The organism is Trinickia mobilis (assembly GCF_017315705.1).
GTDB classification, from domain to species: domain Bacteria; phylum Pseudomonadota; class Gammaproteobacteria; order Burkholderiales; family Burkholderiaceae; genus Trinickia_A; species Trinickia_A mobilis.
In genome coordinates this window covers 21,274-41,720 of sequence record NZ_JAFLRF010000033.1, presented here as the reverse complement: position 1 = coordinate 41,720, position 20,447 = coordinate 21,274, and the positions used below count along the sequence as shown (strand labels likewise).

13 protein-coding genes are annotated in these 20,447 nt (G+C 63.5%); 4 read left to right on the top strand and 9 right to left on the bottom strand.

Going from position 1 to position 20,447, the window contains the following annotated elements; genetic code table 11:
* Positions 1–2 precede the first annotated feature (2 nt).
* The 4 genes from tssG to J3489_RS29025 all read left to right on the top strand — a co-directional run bounded on the left by tssG (position 3) and on the right by J3489_RS29025 (position 4,732).
* Complete coding sequence (gene tssG / locus J3489_RS29040) at positions 3–1,046, top strand: type VI secretion system baseplate subunit TssG (protein ID WP_207004199.1); 1,044 nt, start codon at positions 3–5, stop codon at positions 1,044–1,046.
* Between the two features lie 17 nt (positions 1,047–1,063).
* Positions 1,064–2,185, top strand: a complete 1,122-nt coding sequence (locus J3489_RS29035; protein ID WP_207004196.1) for a type VI secretion system protein TssA — start codon at positions 1,064–1,066, stop codon at positions 2,183–2,185.
* A 65-nt stretch (positions 2,186–2,250) separates the two neighbouring features.
* The gene (locus J3489_RS29030) at positions 2,251–3,300 is read left to right on the top strand and encodes a fimbrial protein (protein WP_207004194.1); all 1,050 of its coding nucleotides are present in this window, start codon (positions 2,251–2,253) and stop codon (positions 3,298–3,300) included.
* A 46-nt stretch (positions 3,301–3,346) separates the two neighbouring features.
* Complete coding sequence (locus tag J3489_RS29025) at positions 3,347–4,732, top strand: GlcNAc-transferase family protein (protein WP_207004192.1); 1,386 nt, start codon at positions 3,347–3,349, stop codon at positions 4,730–4,732.
* Here the strand turns inward: J3489_RS29025 and J3489_RS29020 are convergent.
* The 9 genes from J3489_RS29020 to tssC all read right to left on the bottom strand — a co-directional run bounded on the left by J3489_RS29020 (position 4,643) and on the right by tssC (position 20,422).
* Complete coding sequence (locus J3489_RS29020) at positions 4,643–8,056, bottom strand: RHS repeat-associated core domain-containing protein (RefSeq protein WP_309491441.1); 3,414 nt, start codon at positions 8,054–8,056, stop codon at positions 4,643–4,645. The genes J3489_RS29025 and J3489_RS29020 overlap by 90 nt on opposite strands.
* A 16-nt stretch (positions 8,057–8,072) precedes the next feature.
* Complete coding sequence (locus J3489_RS29015; protein WP_207004190.1) at positions 8,073–8,336, bottom strand: PAAR domain-containing protein; 264 nt, start codon at positions 8,334–8,336, stop codon at positions 8,073–8,075.
* Between the two features lie 87 nt (positions 8,337–8,423).
* Positions 8,424–10,709 (bottom strand): type VI secretion system Vgr family protein, encoded by a 2,286-nt coding sequence (locus tag J3489_RS29010; RefSeq protein WP_207004188.1) that lies wholly within the window; start codon positions 10,707–10,709, stop codon positions 8,424–8,426.
* Between the two features lie 116 nt (positions 10,710–10,825).
* Positions 10,826–14,758, bottom strand: a complete 3,933-nt coding sequence (gene tssM / locus J3489_RS29005; RefSeq protein ID WP_207004186.1) for a type VI secretion system membrane subunit TssM — start codon at positions 14,756–14,758, stop codon at positions 10,826–10,828.
* Between the two features lie 14 nt (positions 14,759–14,772).
* Entirely contained in the window at positions 14,773–16,107 is a 1,335-nt protein-coding gene (tssL, locus tag J3489_RS29000) for a type VI secretion system protein TssL, long form (RefSeq protein WP_207004181.1), read from the bottom strand.
* Positions 16,104–17,453, bottom strand: coding sequence for a type VI secretion system baseplate subunit TssK (gene tssK, locus J3489_RS28995; RefSeq protein ID WP_207004174.1), 1,350 nt, complete (start codon positions 17,451–17,453; stop codon positions 16,104–16,106). The genes tssL and tssK overlap by 4 nt, the downstream gene beginning before the upstream one ends.
* Positions 17,450–17,932 (bottom strand): type VI secretion system lipoprotein TssJ, encoded by a 483-nt coding sequence (tssJ, locus tag J3489_RS28990; protein ID WP_242540401.1) that lies wholly within the window; start codon positions 17,930–17,932, stop codon positions 17,450–17,452. Before tssJ ends, tssK begins: the two co-directional genes overlap by 4 nt.
* A gap of 216 nt (positions 17,933–18,148) precedes the next feature.
* Positions 18,149–18,631 carry an Hcp family type VI secretion system effector gene (locus J3489_RS28985; protein ID WP_207004165.1) on the bottom strand — a complete coding sequence of 161 codons (483 nt, stop codon included), beginning with the start codon at positions 18,629–18,631 and terminating at the stop codon, positions 18,149–18,151.
* 288 nt (positions 18,632–18,919) lie between these two features.
* Positions 18,920–20,422, bottom strand: a complete 1,503-nt coding sequence (tssC, locus tag J3489_RS28980) for a type VI secretion system contractile sheath large subunit (protein ID WP_207004163.1) — start codon at positions 20,420–20,422, stop codon at positions 18,920–18,922.
* Between the last annotated feature and the right edge of the window lie 25 nt (positions 20,423–20,447).

The following is a 20,447-nucleotide window of genomic DNA, read 5'->3' as shown; positions in this document are numbered from 1 at the left end:
GGATGGACGCTCCGAACATGACCGCGCCGGAACACGGGCCGCACCTCGGCCCGGAAGCGCTGGAGGCCTGGTTCAATCAGCGCACGCCATGGCAAGCCGGCTTTTTGAGCCTATTGCGGGCCATCACCGCGCGCGATAAACAGATGCCGTTGCCGGGCACCGCGCGCCTGCCTCGGGAAGAGCCGTTCCGTATCGGCCAGCAGCCGTCCCTGGCATTCGCGCCGCGCGAGATCGCCTCGCTTGCGACGCGCGACGGCCGCCTGGACATCAAGCTGTTCGGGCTGGGGCTTTGGGGTCCGCAAGGACCGCTGCCGCTGCATATGACCGAGGTGGCCTACAGCCGCACGGAAGGCCATCAGGACCCCACGCTCGTCCACTTCAGCGACCTCTTTCATCATCGCGCGCTGTCGCTGTTCTACCGCGCGTGGGCATCGTCGCAAGCGACGGCATCGCTCGACCGGCCGGGCGACGAGACGTTCTCGTTCTACGTCGGGAGCCTGATCGGCATCGAGCCGCGAGAGGCCCGGCACTCTCCGCTGCCCACGCACGCACGCTTCAGCGCAGCCGCGCATCTGGTGCGCGAGGCGCGCAATCCGGACGGTCTCGCCGCGGCGCTGTCGCAGTACTTCGGCGTGCCGATGACGGTCGAGGAATTCGTCTCTCACTGGATGCCGGTCGAACCGGCGGAGCATACGAAGATCGGCATCCCGGGGCCGCCCGCCATCTTGGGCGAAGGCGCGCTGCTCGGCGAAATGATCCCCGACCGGCAGCACAAATTCCGGCTCGTGGTCGGGCCGCTCGATCTCGACCCATACCTGCGCCTCACGCCGCACGGCGAGGATCTGCCCATCTTCGTGGAATGGGTGCGGGCCTTCGTCGGCCACGAGTACGACTGGGAAGTGAAGCTGCTCGTCAAGCCGCGTGCCGCGCCGCCCGCGCGCGCCGACGCCTCGCAACGGCTCGGCTATTCCACTTGGCTGGGCGAATCGATGGACGATCTGCCGGTAGTCGGCATGGTCTTCGAACCCGAACAGTACAGCGACTGACTCCAACGCTCTCTTATATGAACGCAAAAACGCCTGCCGGCATGCTGCGCTACGCGGACCTGCTCGAACCCATTTCGGCCGGCGAGCCCTGCGGCCCCGACCTCGAGTACGACGCGGCTTTCGTGATGCTGCAAGCCGCGGTCGCGCCGAAAGCCGGAGCGCAATACGGCGACTTTGTCGACGTCCCGCAGGCGGCCAACTGGGCCGAGATCGAGCGCGATTGTCGCTCGCTGTTGTTGCGCACGAAGGATATTCGGCTCGCCGTGATTTTGCTGCGATGCCGGACTCGTCAAAGCGGCGCAGCGGGGCTGCGCGACGGTCTTGCGCTTCTCAAGACCATGCTCGAACGCTACGGTGAGGCGTTGTATCCGCTGCCCGTATTTGAAGGCAAGCGTGATCCGGTCATGTATTCCAACGCGATCGCCGCGCTGGCCGATCCGGACGGCGCCCTCGCCGACGTGCGCGATATCGCGATGCCGAAGGCGTCTGGTTTGCAATTGCAGTTGCGCGATATCGAGAAGTCGTTTGCCGTGCCGCGGCAGAAAGATGCGCTTGCGCAGGAATCGGTCAGCCGCTTGCTCAAGGAACTGTGGGGGCGGCGGGATACGGTGACGGCAGCGCTCGTCGAGGCGCAGCAACTGCTCAAAGAGACAACTGACTGGTGCCAACAGACGCTCGATGCCGATGCGCCGGATCTTGGCATGCTAATCAAGCTACTGCAGCCGTTTGGCCAGGTTCAAGCGGAGGGTGGCGGCATGGCTGCGGTGCCTGCCCCGGCCCCGGCCCCGGCCCCGGCCCCTGTGGCAGCAAAGCCGGCAACCGAAACCGCCGGGGACGCGCCAGCGGCGGCAGCCGCCGCCTCGAGCGCCTCGAGCGCCGCGGATGCGCCAGCTTCCGCGCCCATCGCCGCCTATGAGGCACCGACACAGCCCGTCGCCCCCGAGCCCGAGCGCATGGACCGCTGGAGCGCGCTCGCGAAAATCCAGGAGACACGCATGTGGTTCGAGCAAAACGAGCCGAGCAGCCCGGTCGTCGTGCTGCTTCGGCAATCGGAGCGTATGGTCGGGAAGCGTTTTTCAGAACTTGCTCATATCATTCCGGCCGATTTGCTCGCCAAATGGGATGAGGTCGACGTTTGAGGTCGGTCTGCTGCGCCTGCACAGGCGTCTTCCATCAATTTCAATCCGGATTTCCAAGCACCTTCATGATTAAACGCTTCGGTACGTTCAAAAGCGTCGCCACGTGCGCCGTTCTCGCCGGTGTCGCGCTCTCGAACACCGCGTTCGCCGCTTGCAGTCAATTGAGCGCCACTCAGGTGCAGGCCATCCAAAAAGGAATGGTCGACAACTTGGAGAGTCGAGCAGCAACTCAATTGTACGAGTTCAATGTAAGCCTGCCGGCGACGGCGGACATCGACCCCGATCTGGCGATCGGCGGAACGATTGCCACAGCGGAATCTCCGCAAATCGGTGTCCGCACCTACATCATGGTCTGTATCAATGGCGGCGAATTGGCTTGGACTTTCACGTCTGCCAATAGGTCTGCAACAGTAGACGGCGCCTATGAAACAGGCGTTCCAGGCGTTGGAGTCAAAGTCTCTTATGTAAACACCGGGGACCCCAGCCTGCTGGAATTCACGACTAAAGTGAATCCCACGGGCCTACCTGGTCAGGAATACTTCATCGGCCTTGGCGCACGCGGAAAGATAGTGTTTCAGTTTGTCAAAACCGGACCGATCGCCAGCGAAGCGACGGTGACGTTGCCATCGCTCGCTAGAGCCACAGCAACTTCTCCGGTCGTGACCATATCAGGCAGCGGCAGCATGAAAGTTAAGGTGCTACCCAAATGTGCCGTCAACGCCAACACGCTGGACATCGATTTCGGCACGTTCGGTCCGCGCGACGTCTCGACCACAAGCGGCCCCACCCGGCCCGTCAACTTCAATTTGACTTGCTCGGGCCCAACCCCGCCGGCGTCGATCACCGCGACACTGGCCGCTACGCCCGACACGACCAATCGGAAGCTGATCAAGAACTCGGACACGGGGGCCCAAAACCTGGGCATCCAGCTGAAGGAGACATCATCGGGAAAGATGCTCGTTCCCAACGACATCACCAGTGCGATCGTGCACCTGCCCGGCGGCGCGAAGCAGGATGCCTTTGCACTCGAGGCAACGGTCCTTCGCACCGGCACAGCCGCACCGACCACCGGCAAGATCGACGCTACGGCGACGATCACGTTGTCGATTCTCTAATCGCACCACGCGCGGCCAACTCATGAGCAGCGCATCTGACCACGCGATGGAAGACACAATTTTCGTCCAGATGGCCAGCTACCGCGACTCCCAGCTGGTACCGACTCTCGTCGATCTGATCCGGCAATCGACGAGACCGGAACTGCTGCGCATCGTCGTCTGCTGGCAGCACGCTCAGCAAGAGACACTCGCGGAATTCTGGCGCCGCGGGTTTGGTGCTTGGCACTGTAAAACCGTGGGCGATTGGCAGATTCATTCGATGAGGTACGGCGAGGCAAAGCTCGAGTTGATCGACGTGCCCCATTTAAAAACGCAGGGGGCATGCTGGGCGCGCAATCTGATCCAACAGCATTACCGCGGCGAACGATACATGCTGCAGCTCGACTCGCACCATCGCTTCGTTCCTGAATGGGACCGCCAGTTGATCGAGATGCTGAATTCGCTCCGCCCGGTGAGTCAGCGCCCCGTACTGACCACGTATCTCCCGCCGTTCGATCCGGAAAACGACCCCGACGCGCGTAAAGCCTACCCGACCATCATGAGGTTTAGCCGCTTCAGCCCGGAAGGCGCGGTGTTTTTCAGGACCGCCCCCCTCGATGAATGGGAAACGTGCGAACGCCCCATACCCGCCAGGTTCTATAGCGCACACTTCGCATTCGCCGAAGGGCACTTTGCCGAAGTCGTCCCACACGATCCTTTCTTATTCTTCCATGGCGAGGAAATTTCCATAGCGGCACGCGCATTCACTCACGGCTACGATCTTTACCACCCGCATCGACTGATCGCCTGGCACGAGTACCAGCGAAAATATCGCCCGAAAATGTGGAACGACCACACGCCCCAAGCGAAAGAAAGCGGCGACATTTCGGAGGACTGGGTAGAGCGCAACGATCGCTCGCATCGTCGCAATCGCGCGCTATTTGGCATGAGCCACGATGTTGAACCGGGGGTCGAACTCGGCAAGTATGGCCTCGGTTCCGAACGAACGCTGACTCAATACGAACGCTATGCGGGTATCAGCTTTGAGCATCGCGGCGTACAGCAGCGCACGCTTGATCGCGTGCCGCCCGTTTTGAACGCGCCGATTGCCGATTCGGAAGCTGCTTGGAAAGCATCCCTGCTGCGCTCCAACGACATTCGAGTGTGTGTGTACCTGCCGGCGCTCGACCAAAGCGCAATCGAACCAAGCGAGCTTGGCGTATTGGAATCAGCGTCATCCGGCGTCGCCACCCTATACGATCAAAACGATACGGCGCTGCACACCAAATCGTTGGATTCCGGCGCGCTTGCCGAGCACGCAAAAGACAGTTGGCTTGATTTTAATGTTGTCTTCGAAGGCGAACTAGAGAAAATTCCAGCCCGCCTCACTGTCGATCTCTTCGATGATGCCGGCCACTTGCTGGCTCGGGTCAAGCAGACAATCGAAACCTGACGCATTCGCCCCCACGTCGGCGAAGCGCACCGGGGTGGCGCCTCCAAGCGGATTGCTCCATGTCAGTGGATTCGGCGCGTAGCGATACGGACTCACGCCGCCCGGGCTCATACGATCCGGGCTGATATAACGCCCGGCATCCGGATCGTAAAATCGCCGGCCGTTGTAGTGGAGCGCCGTTTCTTCGTCGATAGATTGGCCGGCAAACCGAAGCGGCTGATAGACCTGCTTGCCGCCGCCCCACTCCTGCGCGAACAGCGTGCCCCAGGCCTGATAGCGTCCGCGCCAGACCAATTTGCCGGCATCGTCGGTCAACGCCACGGCCGTGCCCGCGGGGTCGACGTGATAGTGATACACCCGCGTGTCGTTCAGCTCGCCGCTTTCGGGACGCGACTGATCCATGCACGCCAACGGCGCATATCCGAGCGAATCGCCCGCGGTCGGCCGATACAGGTACGTCCGCACCGTTCCCGAACGCAGCTCTTGCAGCAGGCGGTTGCCTTGCCAGACATATCGCGTGCTATCGGCCCCCGTCCGTGTGAGCGGCCCGTTCGCCGGCGACGCTTCGACGCGTTTCTCGATGCGCCGCCCCAACGCATCGTATCGATAGCGGATGGTCCGTCCTTTACGGCGCACTGCGATGACGCGCCCTTCCGCATCCCAATCGAGTGACAACGCATGATCGCGGCCACTCTTCCGGACGACCTGTCCCCACGCGTCGTATTCGTAGCGGGACCCGCGGCACTCTTTTATGCGGTGATTGGAATAGACGGCCGGAAACCCATTCCCGGCGGGGGGATCGAGCAAGTTGCACGCGGCATCCCACGTGAAATATTCGATGCCCAACTGGTCCGAAACACGGCGCAGCAAGCAGCCGCGTTTGTCGTAGTCGTAGTAAGTCTGGCCGGAAGCCGGGCCATTCGTCTGGACCACGACATCGGACGCGCTATAGCTCACATCCCGCCATAGCTGCATATCGTCGCCGGTCGGCTTGCCGCGGCCGGAATCGTCGAGGGCGGAAGCGGAGCGCCACCATGCAGGCCAGCCCAGTTCCGTATAGCCGGTGTTGGTATGCAGCGCGCCTTGCGTGCGCACGGTTTCGCGGCGCATCGCGTCATACCAGAATTGAGCAATGGGACGCTCGCGTATCTCGATCAAACCGACCGTCCCGTTGTCATAGCGCCGCATCCGCACGACCTGCCCCTGCGGCAACGTCACCGCGGCCAGGGCGCCCGAATCGTCGTAGGCATAGCGCAGCTCGCCATTGATGCCATGTTCCGCAATCAGCCGGTCGCCGGGATCGTATTCGAAGCGGATTTCATCGGACGTCATGCCGAGCCGCTCCCCTTCCTTCGTGGGCGTGCGGTTGATCTGCTCCAGCTTGCCTCGCGCCGAATAGCGATAGACATAGTGATTGTGCTGCGTATCGCGCCGCGCCAAACGGCCCATCACGTCGTACGCAAACGTTTCATGGCGCTCGTGCGGCCCGGCCCTGGTCGTCGTGCGCCGGATCTGGGCAGACTCCGTGTAGTTGAACGCGCGGATCACGCCGTCCGCGTCCGTAATGGACACGCAGCCCATCGCGCCCCACTCGAGCGTCCGCACGGCGCCGTTAGCGCTTTCGATACGGATCGGCCGGCCATGCGCGTCGTAGCGATAGGCCGTGAGGTGCCCCTCCTCATCGACGGCGCGCACCACGTTGCCGCGCCGGTCGCGGTGCCAATGCCGGCTTTGGCCGCTCGCGCCGACGAACGACGTTCTCTGGCCCGCGGCGTTCCAGACATGGCGCTCATGCCGGCCATCCGGCCGAGTCACGGTCAGCGGGTGCCCGAGCGCGTCGCATTCGATGCGCGTGACCGCGCCCGACGGGTCGGCGACAGCAGCGATGTTTCCGTTGATATCGTAGTCGTACTGAGTGGCGTTCCCGTCTGCATCGATGCGCCGGGTCACTTGTCCACGCGCGTTGTGCTCCAGCGTGGTCACCGCACCGCCGGCATCCGTACACCGCGAGGGCAAGCCGTCCTCGCCATATTCGACGTTCGTGGCTTCCCCCCAAGGAGCCTGGCGCTTGATGGGATCGAGAGCCTCGTTGCGATGCCAGGTCCAGGTGCGCTTGTCCGACCTGGTGACGACCACCGGCTGGCGCGAAGCGAACGCGTACACCGTGGTGCTCGTCTGACCCATCGGGTCGATTTCCTGCACGACTCGCCCGAGCGAATCGTAGGTAAGGCGAACCACGCCGCCATTCGGCAACCCAAGCGTATTCGGCGCTCCCGTCTCGTCATAGTCGAACGTATAGCGGCGTCCGTCGAAATCCGAGAACGCGACGACATGGCCTTGCGCGTCGCACTGCCAATAGGCCGAATTGCCGAAGACGTCAGTGGCTTGGCTGGAGCGGTTCTCGGCGCTATACGAACAGCGCTCGCGCGCGCCCTCGGAGGTGAATCGCTCGATGACGCGCGCGACGCCGTCCACCGTTTGCCACACGTAACGCGCGGCCATCCCGAGCGGGCCCGCCTCTTCGACGATACGTCCGTCGCGGTAAGCGAACCGGCGGACGGTTTCGCCGAGCCGGTTGCGAACCTCTGCGAGCTCGCCGTTCTCGTTGTAGCCGTATTCGGCGAGCATCCCCGTCGGCCCGCCGGCCACGCATTCGATCGCGCCAAGGCGAGTGCCCGTCACGGGGTCGTAGTGCATCCTCAGCTCGTGTCCGCACGTGCCGCGCATGCGCAGCAAGCGGCCTTCCGCATCCCAGATGCACCCGATGCGCTGCTTGTGCAGATCCTCGATGTATTTCAGCCTTGCGACACCGTTGGGGTCGAATTCGCCGAATACGCGATAGCGCGGCGTCCGATCGGCGACGACCATGCGGCCGTCGGGCAGACAAGCAATATGCAACTGTTCGGATAAGACGATGACTTGCGAGCCGGGCTCGGGCAGCGGCACCGTGAGGAGCCGGCCGTATTCGTCGGCATAGGTAAGCTGGCCGCCGGCCTGGCGCAGCGTGATCTCCCAACCGGTTCGCCAGCCGGCGCCCAGCACGCCGGCCGTCCGCACCGCACTCGAGTAGCAGCGCGACCATTCGAGCGGCAAACGGCCGCGCAACGCGAAGTCGGCTTCACGGGCCGGCGGACAGATCTTGCTGCCGGTGACCATGTCGACGGAGCCGCACAGCACGCCGGATAGCGCGCGACGCACGCCGTAGCGATCCGCGATGTCGCCCAGCCGCAGGCAGATGTCACCCGGCCGCGCCGCGTTCACGGACGGCAGCACCATCACCGGCAACTTGGCCAGCACACCGCCCAATCCACCGATTCCACTCACTTCATCGTCCTCGCGATCAGCCTTCGATGCTCACGTCCGGCGAGCCGGCGACTACCTCTGCGCCGCATCCTGTCGAACCGCCGATGATGGCAGCCGGGAATCCGTTGACGAACACGGTGCTCGCACCGGAGCTCACCGAGCCTCCTCCGTGAATGGAGCAGACGGTGGCGCTCCCGTTGGCGTAACCGGCCGGTTTGCCGTTGATAAAGACATCTCCAGAACCACTGACAATCGATCCGCCGTGTGCGATCGAATCGCCTAGCCTTCCTGCCTTTGGCATGACAAATACTCCTTTTTTGGAAAAAACGAGGGGTGCGTGCATCGGGGTGCATGAAGCGTTCCGATGCACGCGCTCTCTAGTCATTCCTTAAATCTCCGACTCTGTCGGCGGCGGCGGCGGTGGCGGCGGCTCCGTCGGCGGTGGCTCCGTCGGCGGCGGCTCTGTCGGAGGTGGCTCCGTCGGCGGCGGCTCCGTCGGCGGCGGCTCTGTCGGCGGCGGCTCCGTCGGCGGCGGCTCCGTCGGCGGCGGCTCCGTCAGCGGCGGGAACTTCGTCGACTCCGTCGGCTTCGGCGGCAACGGTCCACTCCGCATGGAACCCATCCGCATCGTGACCATCGGGAGCAGAGCCCCAAAGCCAAATCCAAATCCGTCGCCCGAATCCGAATCACCCGGATTCAAGTCCAGCGGCGAACCCTGAACGATGACCTTGTCAGCCCCCTCGACTTTGACCTTCTTGCCGATCAGCTTGATCGTCCCGTCGGACTTCATCGTCAGCGATGCATCGCCGCACACGATGGAGAAGTCCTTGCCCACCGATATCGCGTAAGCGCCGCCGACATTCATGGCGGCAGCGCCCCCCACGGAGACAGACTGCGCACCGCCAACGGTATACGCAGCAGCGCCGCCGACGTTGCAGGCAAGCAAGCCGCCGACGTTGAGGCCGTAGGCCAGCCCCACGCCCAGCGAGAAGTCGAAGCCAACGGTATGCGATTCGCAATGCTTCGTCAGGCGGTTCATGTCCTTCTCCGCCTGCATCATGAATTCTTCCTGGCCCGCCTTGTCTTCGAAGCGGAAGCCGTTGTAGTTCTCGCGGCCGCCGGTCACCGTACGGCTCATGAAACCGCTTTGCGTCGCGTTCTTGGGCAGATCCCAAGGCGGCCGCGTGGTGTTGTTGTAGAGACTGCCGGTGATCAGCGGCCGATCCGGATCGCCCCCCCAGAAGTCGACGATGACTTCCTGGCCGATCCGCGGAATATAGATGCCGCCGAAGTTGGAACCGGCCCAAGCCTGGCTGACGCGCACCCAGCACGAGTCCGTTTCGTCCTCCTGAGCATAGCGGTCCCACAGGAAGCGAACTTTCACGCGCCCGAATTCATCGGTCCACAATTCCTCGCCGGCAGGTCCGACCACGATCGCGGACTGCGGCCCGTTGACAAGCGGCTTGGACGTCACTCGCGGCGGCCGGAATACTTCGGCCGTCGGCTGGACTTCAAACTTGGTATCGCAGTCGTACTGGTAGCCGCTGCCGGACTCCTGCGCGATCTCGACCAAGGTGAGTTTCGACGAGATGACGAGATATTCCCGGTTGGCGTCCGTGTGGTCGTAGTGGCTCAGCACGAACGTCTGTCCGCAGCCGAGCCCGCGCACGTTCCCCTCGCCGTGAGCACGCGTGCCGGGCGCACGCAGTTCTTCCATGCGCGTGCGGGCGACCCGTTCGCCATGCTTGCTGTCGGCGAAGTTGCCCGGCCATTCGAAGCGCTCTTGCGTGTTCCAGCTCGTTTCACGCGGCTGCTGGTTGACCGCGCTCAAATCGGCGCCGGGACGGATGAAATCGTAGTCGCTCGTCAGATAGCATCCCGGACGAATCGCTTCGTACGTGTTGAACGCGCTGATGTATTCGGCATCGCTCTTGCCGTTTTGCGGTTGATAGGCGATCGTCTGATACGCCTCGCTGTCCGATTTGCGGTGCGCGCCGATGTGGTCGCACAGCACCAGCCGGTGCTTGCCCTCGGAGTGCTCGAAGAACCAGTAGATCCCCCACTCTTCCATCAAGCGCTGGATGAAGCCGTAGTCCGTTTCGCCGTACTGCACCTGGAACGCGCGCGGCTCGTTGCGCTCGCTGTCACCCTTCACCGCATACTTGGCGACATCCAGACGCTTTTCCACGGGATACGGATAGTCCTTCAGCACCTCGTCGATGATGTCGATGACGGTCTTATCCTGGAAGATCTTGTAGTCGGTCGTCAGCGTGGCGAGCCACAGCCACGGGCGCAGCTCCACGCTGTACACGTGGTAGCGCGCTTCCTTGCGCAAGTACCCCGCCTTGACGACGAGGCCGCTGATCTCCCGCTTGCCGGCGCCGACGCCGCCGAGCACGCCCTCGCCCATGCCTTCGAGCTGAATCGTGACGGTCATTTCCTTGCCGAGCAGCGCCTTCAGATCCAGATTGGCACTGGACGAAAGCGGGACGTGGTAGTCGTCCGGCGTACGCAGCTGCAGCGTGTACGAGTAGTCGATCCGGCTCAGCATCTCCCCGCCGCTCATCGACAAGAACTGAAGGGCAGGCTGACCGATCAGCTGCGGCATGGCCGCGCTCGAGACCGTTACGATGCGGTCCTTTGAAACAATTCTTTTTAAAGGATTATTTGACATGCACTCCTCTCGATCCTACGCATCGCAAACCATTTCCTTGTGCCGGGCTTCCCAGCGCCGGTCTTCGCATCGACAACGCTTGCGCGATCCGCCATGCCGGCGGCCCCGCGCGAACCTCAGCCTCCCGCCGCGCTGCCGGGGCAACGGAAGCCCTTGAGCAGATTGCTCGACAGCGGATTGGCCTGACCGCTGGACACCAGTTCGAGCACGGCGTGACGATCGTCGAAATTGAAATCCACCGACATGCGGCTCGACGATGCCGTCCCGGTCACCCGGCCGCGGTCCGTCAAGCGGAACAGCGCCCACGGGCCTTCCGCCATGAGAGTCGAGGTATCGGGCCGAACACGCGGATTAGCGGTGATGCCCGCCATCGCCCCGCCGCGCGGACCGGGCCACGTCACCGGGAACACCGTCACCGGGCCGTGCGCGTACCGCGCGCCCTGCCCATCGATATCGAGCGCCAGCTCCGTGATCTCCGGGTCCATCGACACCACCTTCACGCCCGTCTTCCAGGCCATGCGATTGGCGCCGGGGTCGCGGAAAAACGCTTGGCGAATCGCCGCGGCGCGCTCGAACGGCTCCAGGCTCGGACCTTTGATCGGCGGCATTCCCGGGCTCACCGGCTTGTAGCGCCACGGCCGGATGCTCGCGTCGACCTGGCTTGCGAGCGTCTTCTGGAAGAAGTCGTCGAGCAAGCCGCCAGCGGCGAAGACGCGTTCGAAATCGTCGATATCGACCTCCTGCGCGCTGTCGGCAAACGGGTACTTGCCCTCGACCATACGGCGGCATGGATCGCCGACGCTCGAATCCACCTGCATCGCGAGCAGCGCCCCGACGCCCTGATCGACCTTGCGCATCGATTGCGACGCGATGCCGGCCAGCACTGCGCGGAACGGCGCCGGCAGCTTCTCGGCTTCCATCTGCAGCGAGGTGCCGATATCCGCCGCGGGCGGCATGCTGTTGGTCGACAGCGCGTTGCCGGCCACCATCAGCCGCGCGTACTGCTCGTTGATCAGGCCGATGATGGCGTCGAGCTGCATGGCGCCGCCGCTCGCGGACCCCACCTTGTCCATTGCCGGGCCACGGCCCGTGTCGGCCTGGCCGGTCACGACTTCGCGCAACGCGGCGAAGCGGTTGTCGACTAATTCCTTCTCCATCTTTTGCTGCGCGAGCTGCCCGATCGTCGCGGTGGCCGCGTTGAGCGAGCTCGCCGCGCGGGCCGCCTGCGAGCGCTTGGCGAGGGCGGACATCGCCGCGTCGCCAAGCGACGGATCGTCGCCGCCGCTGGCGGCCGACAGCGACGTCTCGTGCACGGCCGTGCGCGCGAGCCGCGCGAGCGGCGAATCGGGCGCTGCCAGCGTGCGCAGCGTCTGCAGGTCGAGCGCAAGCGTGCCGTCGGAATCGGCGGCCACCGGGCGGATGTCCGCCAGAAACTGCTGCCAATAGTTGCCGTAGTCGGTCAGGTACTGGCGTCGAATTTCGTTTGCGAGCTGCTCCTTGCCCGTGCGCAACGCCCCGCCCTGCGCGGCGCCGTCCACCTGCGCGCTCAGGCCGGTCCGGCCCATCACCCATGCATCCTGGCTTTGCGCCTGCGCGAGGAACTCGGGCAGGCGCTGATTAAAAACCTCGTGATACCCCTCGTACGTATAGAGTCCGGGCACGCCGCCCCCGAGCGGCGAGCCGGCCGACAAGGCGAACACCGCCCCCGCCTGCGGCCCGGCCGCTCGCACCAGCGTGACGTTCTCCGGGGCGTCCTTCGCCATCTCAGCAGTGGCGCGTTCGTAGAGCCGCCCCGGCACCGGGTTGCGACCGAGAAAATCTCGCGCGCGCTGCACCAGATCGGCGTTCTGCGAGGCGCGCGGCGTCACCGGCTTGCCGTCTGCGAACAGCGCATCCAGATGCGCCGCCATGATGTTGCGATCGCCCATGGAAGCGGCGCTATCGAATTTCTCCCAATCCTGCAGCACCCAGGCCTTGATCGCCTTCGCGTCGTAGTGAGCGTTGTCGAAGAGCATCAGGTAGATCGTCAGCGTGCGATAGACGCTATCCGCATCGCCCATGCTCAATTGCGCACCCAACACGGCTTCGAGACGGCTGGCGATCTGCGGCAGCAACATCTGGTTCAGCAAGTTGCCGTAGGTCGTGCTCGACACACCCGCGACGCCGGGCGCCGTGTACAAGCCATAGCGATACGCACCACCGGGGCTGTCCAGGTTCAAGTGACGGAACTGCGGCAGATCGTGCGACGCCGAGAGCACCGCCGCCATGGCGCCGGCTTGCGGCGTCTTGCGGAACGTCTTCACTTGCGAATCCAGCGTATCGGTCTTCTTGCCGATCGCGGCCAAATACTCGCGATTGTTGTCGAAGCTCACTATCAGCGAGCCGATCAGCCACACGGCGACGGCGATAGACAGCACATGCCCGACGACGCGCAGCGTCCGGAAGCGCAACTCCCAGCGCAGGTTCGGCCGCACCAGATGCCCTTCGGCAAAAATGACGCGCTGGAACAGGTTGCGCAGGAAGTAGCCGCGATATCCGGTCGGCGCGTTGCTCGACGCGGCATCGGCGGCGGCCGCCGCGTCGCCCGTCGACCCGGCCAGACCGCGCCGCAAACGCTGGAGCAGCGTGGTCCGGTCGGCCGGAACGACTCTGTGGGTCTGCGCAGCGCTGCTGAAATACACGCCGCGCAGCGTGCTCTTCAACTGCGTGTCGTCGTACTTGGAATCGAGAAAGGCCAGACCGATCAGCTCGACCAGTTGCGATGCCAGGCTGCGGAATTCGCCCGGCAACGCGTAGAGCTTCTTGCGCCGGTCAGCCTCGTACTCTTCTTGCAGGCGAACGTTGATGCCGTCCTCGAGCCGCTGCTCGAGCAGCGTCATTTCGCCCAAGCAGCGCTGACGCAAATCCTCACGGTCGTTTGGTTCGCCATCGTCCTGGTAGGCCAACGTGAAGCCCAGAATCTGCGCGCGGCCTTCCGCCGTCAGCGACTGGAAATACTCCGGGAAGCCGGGCAGCAGATCGAGCTTGGTGACGAGCACGTACACCGGGAACCGGATGCCGAGCTGCTGCCGCAACTCGCCAAGGCGCGCGCGCATCGCAGCTGCGAGCGCCGTACGCTCCGTCGGCGACTTGCGCAGCAGTTCCTCGACGGAGACCGTCAGCAGCGCGCCGTTGATCGGCGCGCGCGGACGGCGCTTGCGCAGCGCCGCCAGGAATCCCTGCCATTCGGCCGCATTCGCCTTGGCGGACTCGCCGTCCTTTGCGGTATCGGCCGTCGCGCCGTCCTGCACGGTATAGCGTCCGGCCGTGTCGATCAGGACCGCTTCGTTGGTGAACCACCAGTCGCAATTGGCCGTTTCGACGCGACGCTTGATCGACGACGCGCTCATCTGATCGGCTTCGGGAAAATTCAGCCCCGAGTTCAGGATCATCGTCGTCTTGCCCGCGCCCGACGAGCCGATCACCATGTACCACGGCAATTCGTACAAGTAGCGCTGGCTTTGCAGCAGACGGCGCAACATCGTCGAACTGTTGCGCATGCGCTTGAGCTTGTCGACGGCCTTCGCGACCACCGAATTGACGACACGGATTTCGTTGCGCGCGACGACTTCAGGCTTGGACTTGCCGGCAAACGGATTGAGGATGCGCTGCAAGAATGCATCGCTGCTGCGCATGGCTTGCCACAAACGGTACAGCCCATAAGCGGCGTAACCGGCGACCAGCACCGAAATCAGCAGCACGCGCGTCCAGATCGGCTCGAACGGGTGCGCTTCGCCGAACGCCAGCAGCGGACCGAGGTGCCAGAACGCCAGCGATGCCACGGCGGCCCAAACCGGGCTCAGCGGCAATCTCAGCAGCCACAGCAGCAGCAGCGCCAGCAGCACGGCGATCACGATCACGCGCGCGGACACGCTCTCCAGCGGGCGGGACTCGCCGAACGCCAGCAACGGGCCGATGAACCAGACGGCTGCGGCGGCCAGGATGATCGCCACGAATATCAGCGTCTGGCGCGAAAAAACAAATCTAAAGAAGCGATTCACATCGGACATGTCAGGCCTTCCCGTTATTGCGTGACCCGAATTTCCACGCGTCGATTGCGGGAGCGGTCTTCCGCGGTGCCGTTGCCGGCAACAGGCTGCGTATCCCCCTTGCCGATCGATTGGATGCGATCAGCCGGCGTTCCGTACTGCTTCAAGACCTGTGCGACAAACGCCGCGCGCTTTTCGGACAGCACCTGATTATCAGGAAACGCCTTCGTGCGAATCGGCTGGCTGTCCGTATGGCCGATCACCACGACTTCGCCGCCAACCCGCGCGATTTCTCGCGCCACCTTCGCGAGAATCGGGTCCATCTCCTGACGAACCCGAGCCTGCCCCGGCACGAACATGGAGTCGCCCTTGAAGACCACACTGCTATGGCGGTCGTCCTCGTCGACGGTCACCAGGCCGCGCGCGATCTCGTTCTTCAAGAGAACGGAGAGACGCAAGCGCTGGGCAGGCGGCAAAGGTGCGGGAGGCGCAAGCTTGCTGATCGCGAGAATGCGTGCCTCGAGCCCATTGCCTTGCGTCAGCAGCTGATACTTGTACCAGGCAAATATCGCAAAGATGGTCAACACGGCCACGCTGGCCGTCGCCCAGACGGGCACGCTGCGGAGCAGGCGCATCTTGCCCGGCTCGACGCCGCGCCAATGCGGCGACAGCTCGAGCTGCACCGTATCGCGCGCGCCGCTGATGAGCGTCAATAGACGCTGACGGATCTGTTCGAGGTGGCGGCGGCCATCCACCACGACGCTATAGCGCCCCTCGAAGCCCAAGCCGAGGATGCGGTACATGACTTCGAGCACGTCGACATACGCTTGCGGATCGGTCGCCATGCGGCCGATCAGCAGGAAGAACTTCTCGCCGCCGTCGACTTCCCCCTCGAACGTAATCAACAGGCTCTTGACGGCCCACACACCGCCGCCGCCCCAGCGCGTGCGGTTCGCCGCCTCGTCGAGCGCGGTGCACAGGCTATAGCGCACGGCCGCCATGTGCTTCCACGGCAGGTTCGCCTTGTCGCACAGCTTCTGGAACGCGACGACCTCGCGCACGAGCAGCGCGCGCAAGCTCGCGATCGCCGCTTGCGAGTCGAGCGAGGCCGGCATGTCGGCGAGCATCCGCAACAACGGCTGCGCGGCTTCTTGCACAGGGTTCTGAGCGGCCAGCACGTTCTCGAGACGGGTCTGGAAATCCTCGGGCGGATCGAAGGCGCCGAGGTCGGCGACCGGCTCCCGCTCGAAGCCGGCGCCCGCCAGGCTTCGCCCGGGCTGGAACGCCGCTGCGCCGCCGCGGTTCATGCCCGATTCATCGGAACCGTTCAAGAAATCGAAGGCGCGATCGTCGAACGCGTTGGTATTCATTTTTGCCGCACTCCCCACAGTTCAAGCTTGAGCTCGGGGAAGTGGCCCGCGATGTGCATGGCCAAGCCGCCTTGCTGCGCGATCTGCTCCCAGAACGGACCCGAGCGCGACAGTTCGAAATAGATGAAACCCGAGTTGAACGGAATCTGCCGCGGCGGCACCGGCAGCGGCGTCATCGTGAGCCCCGGCAAATGCGAGCGGATGAGTTCCGGCAACCGCTGCGGCTGGCTGATCTTGGTCTGCGCGGCGAATTGCTGCTGCAGCACGTCCGGCGACATCTGCGCGCCCACGGCGAGCACCAGGCTCGAGTAGCCCGCGAGCTCGTTCGGCAGCACGCTGGCCGTGCGAATGCCGTGCGCCTGCTCCGTGAGCGGAATCGGCTGCGCGCCGCGAATCAGCACTTGGTTGAGCAGGAAATGAATCTCGTCGACGAGCGGCTTGATGCTGCCGTACAACTGCGCGTGGTCGTATCCGGGCGCCGCGAGCGGCCGGCGGGTTTGCGGACGCACGAACGTCGAAAGCTCGCCGGCCAGCATCGCGAGTTCGCGATACAGGTCCACCGGAGAGGTTTCGTCGATGCTGCAAATGTGGTCGAGCAGCGGCTCGTACCGGTTCAGCACCTGCAGCAGCAGGTAGTCGGCGACTTCTGCGGCCGCTCCGGCCTTGCCGTCGCCGCCGGACAAGCGTGCTGCGAGCGCATCGGCGCGCAGCTTGGCGAGGCCGTGCAACTGCAACGCCCATTCGCGCAATAACGGGTTCGCGCCGTAGCCGGTGACAGGGGGAATGTGGTCGGAGCTATGCAGCGACACGGCGCCGTCCGCATGCAGCGCCTTCACGCGCGTCAACGCGATCCCAATCCACGACTGCGTGAGCTCCTTCTCGGGCATCAAGCGCAAGCGCAGATTCGACAGCTGAACGGGCTTCAGCCCTTGGCCGATCGCATTGCTGTCGCGCAGCTCCTCGTCAAAAGCCATATAACGCGCGAGCGAGCCGCTTTGCTCGACGAACGCGGTTTCCTCCATGTTCGGCAGGCGCAGCGGGACGGCCAGATAGATCACTTGATCCTGGTGCTCAGGCGCGATCGTCAGCGGCTGCGGCGGCGGGGTGTGTCCGGGGACGTCGAACGGGGTACCGTCGGGAAAAATCCCGGACCCGCTCTTGAAAACAAGCTTGCCGAACGACAACGACCCCTGGTCGATTTCGTATTGGCCGAACCCCCAGAAGAAGGGACTCAGGGCCGCACTGCGCTTATGTGCGAAATACTCGAAGTAACGCTCCTGCTGCTGAAATAACTGCGGGCGCAGGAACAGCCCCTCACTCCAAACGACCTTGTTATACCAACTCATTGCAATGACTCCGGCTCGGTAATCGATACAGTTCGCTGATCGAGACGTATCGTCAGCTTCTGCTTCTTATCTGGAATGGCCGCGCTGTACCACGAGGCATCCGGGGCCGTCGGCAAGCGGAAAACATCGCGCCAGACCGATTTGCCAAGCTCCCGATAACCCGCCAGCACGCCGATGGCCGTAGTGGCCGGATTGGACTTGCGGCGTATTTCGCGCCGATCTCCAGGGCGCAAGATGAATTCGTCGACGGCAAGCACGTCATCGCCCAGCGCCTTCTTGCCGTCGTTTTGCAGCGTAAAAAAATCTGCGCTCTCGAATGCCGTGGCCGACTTCAATTCGTACACCCGGACCATGATGGGCGCGGCCCGCCCCCAATCGTCCGGATTGACATTCGCACTCGCGACAACCTGCACCTGCAGGTCGGTTTGCGCTTTGACCGTCGGGCTGCCGCTGCTGCACGCGGTCAGACACAGGCCCATTCCGCCGATGGCAAGCCAACCGGAGAAACCGCGCCCGGCCGCGAATCGAGAAAGAAAGTTCAGAACCATCGGAGTGAGTCAAGGTTGTCGCGATCATCGTGGTCAGGCGATGTGCTGACCACATTGCCCCTGGCATGCGAGGCACTGTGGTCAGCAGCCCGGAAAACCTCGCCGAGCGTCGGCGAGGTCACGATCTGGGAAGACCGGTTATGCCACTTAGGCCGTGTTCTTCTTGATGTCGAACGTTGCCGTGATTGCGCCGCCGCTGCCGCCTTGTGCGTTCTGGACCACATATTCCTGCTTCATGCGGGAGAACGACAGACGGACGGTTTCCGACGGACGCGATTCGCTGTCGCTGACGCCGGACGGCGTGACTTGCGTCACCAGCACGTCGCCCATCGTGAACTTGAGGTACTCGAGCGGGTTGCCGCCGGCCTTGCGCACCACCAGCTTGGCTTCGTCGATGTGCTTGCCGGTCAGGCAGTACTGCGTCAGATTCGGGGTTGCGCGATCGATGTAGTGAACGAACTCCAGATCGTCGACGGTCGCACGACCGGCGCCGCCGCCCGAACCGGCGTGCATGTTCGACTGCTGCGAGACGTTCCATCCCCAGCTCAGAACTTCGATTTCGCCCTTGTGCGTGGCGTCTTCCGATTCACCGTCAATGCCGTTGATCTTGATGAAGATGTCTTGCGCCATGGATTGGCTCCTTAGTGCCTGGTTAGATTTACGTTGCTTCCACAAAAGTCAGGAATTTTTTGTGAGCGCCTGCCCATCGCTCATCCGGACAGAAACACCGGCGTTTCAATGCCCATGACGCAGCCTTGCTCGACCCTAGTCCGGTCGAGCGTTACCACCCCGCTTCCGCGGCATGCTGCGGGCCAAGGTGGGTGCAGGCTATGGGCTCGAAGCGATGGTGATCAGGAGGCACCCCGAAGCGATGCTTCATCGGATGCCTCCTGCTGCACAGGGTGGGTGGCGCGGCGCTTAAGCGGCTTCCTTCACCGACGGCAGTTTGGCGACGAGACGCAGCGACACCGTGAGGCCTTCCAGCTGGAAGTGCGGGCGCAGGAAGAACTTGGCCTGGTAGTAGCCGGGATTGCCTTCCACGTCCTCGACGACCACTTCAGCGGCCGCCAGCGGACGACGCGCCTTCGTTTCCTGCGACGAGTTCGCGGGATCGGCGTCGACGTAGTTCATGACCCATTCGTTGAGCCATTGCTGCATGTCTTCGCGTTCCTTGAACGAACCGATCTTGTCGCGCACGATGCACTTCAGGTAGTGCGCGAAACGCGAGCACGCGAAGAGGTACGGCAGACGCGCCGACAGGTTGGCGTTGGCCGTTGCATCCGCGTCGTAGTACTCCGTCGCCTTTTGCAGCGACTGCGCGCCGATGAAGGCTGCGTAGTCGGTGTTCTTGCGGTGGATCAGCGGAATGAAGCCGTTCTTCGCGAGTTCCGCTTCGCGACGATCGGAAATGGCGATTTCGGTCGGGCACTTCATGTCGACGCCGCCGTCGTCGGTCGGGAACGTGTGGCACGGCAGGTTTTCGACCACGCCGCCGCTCTCCACGCCGCGAATCAGCGTGCACCAGCCGTAGTGCTTGAACGAACGGTTGATGTTCACGGCCATCGCGTACGCCGCGTTCGACCAGACGTATTTGCGGTGATCCGAGCCGTCCGTCGCTTCTTCGAAGTTGAATTCGTCGACCGGATTGGTCTTCACGCCATACGGCAGACGCGACAGGAAGCGCGGCATCGCCAGACCGATATAGCGCGCGTCTTCCGAATTACGCAGCGAGTTCCACGGCGCATATTCGAGGTTCTGCGTGAAGATCTTGGTCAGGTCGCGCGGGTTCGCGAGTTCTTGCCACGAATCCATTTGCAGCACCGACGGCGCCGCGCCCGTGATGAACGGTGCGTGTGCGGCCGCGGCGACCTTGGCGATCGAGCCGAGCAGGTCGACATCGGGCGGGGTGTGGTCGAAATAGTAGTCGGCAACGAGGCAGCCGTACGGCTCGCCGCCCAGTTGACCATATTCCTCTTCGTAGATCTGCTTGAAGAACGGGCTTTGATCCCAGGCCACGCCCTTGTAGCGCTTCATCGTGCGGCGGAGATCTTCTTTCGTCACGTCCAAGAAGCGGATCTTCAGCTTTTCGTCCGTTTCGGTGTTCGTGACGAGGTGATGCAGGCCGCGCCATGCGCTTTCCAGTTGCTGGAAATCCTCGTGATGCAGGATCAGGTTGATCTGCTCGGAAAGCTTGCGGTCGATTTCGCCAATGATGGCTTCGATATTCTTATAAGCATCGTCGGACACCGTGACCGACGTCATGAGAGCCTGTTCGGCCAGCGTCTTGACGGCGCTTTCCACTGCTTCGCGCGCGCGCTCGGTTTTCGGCTTGAATTCGCGCGACAGCAGCGCATTGAAATCGGATTGTGCAGCTGCGCTCGATGTCTCTTGAACTCGAGCCTGTGATGAACGTTCAGCCATGTTTTCCCCAACACTATTAGGCAAT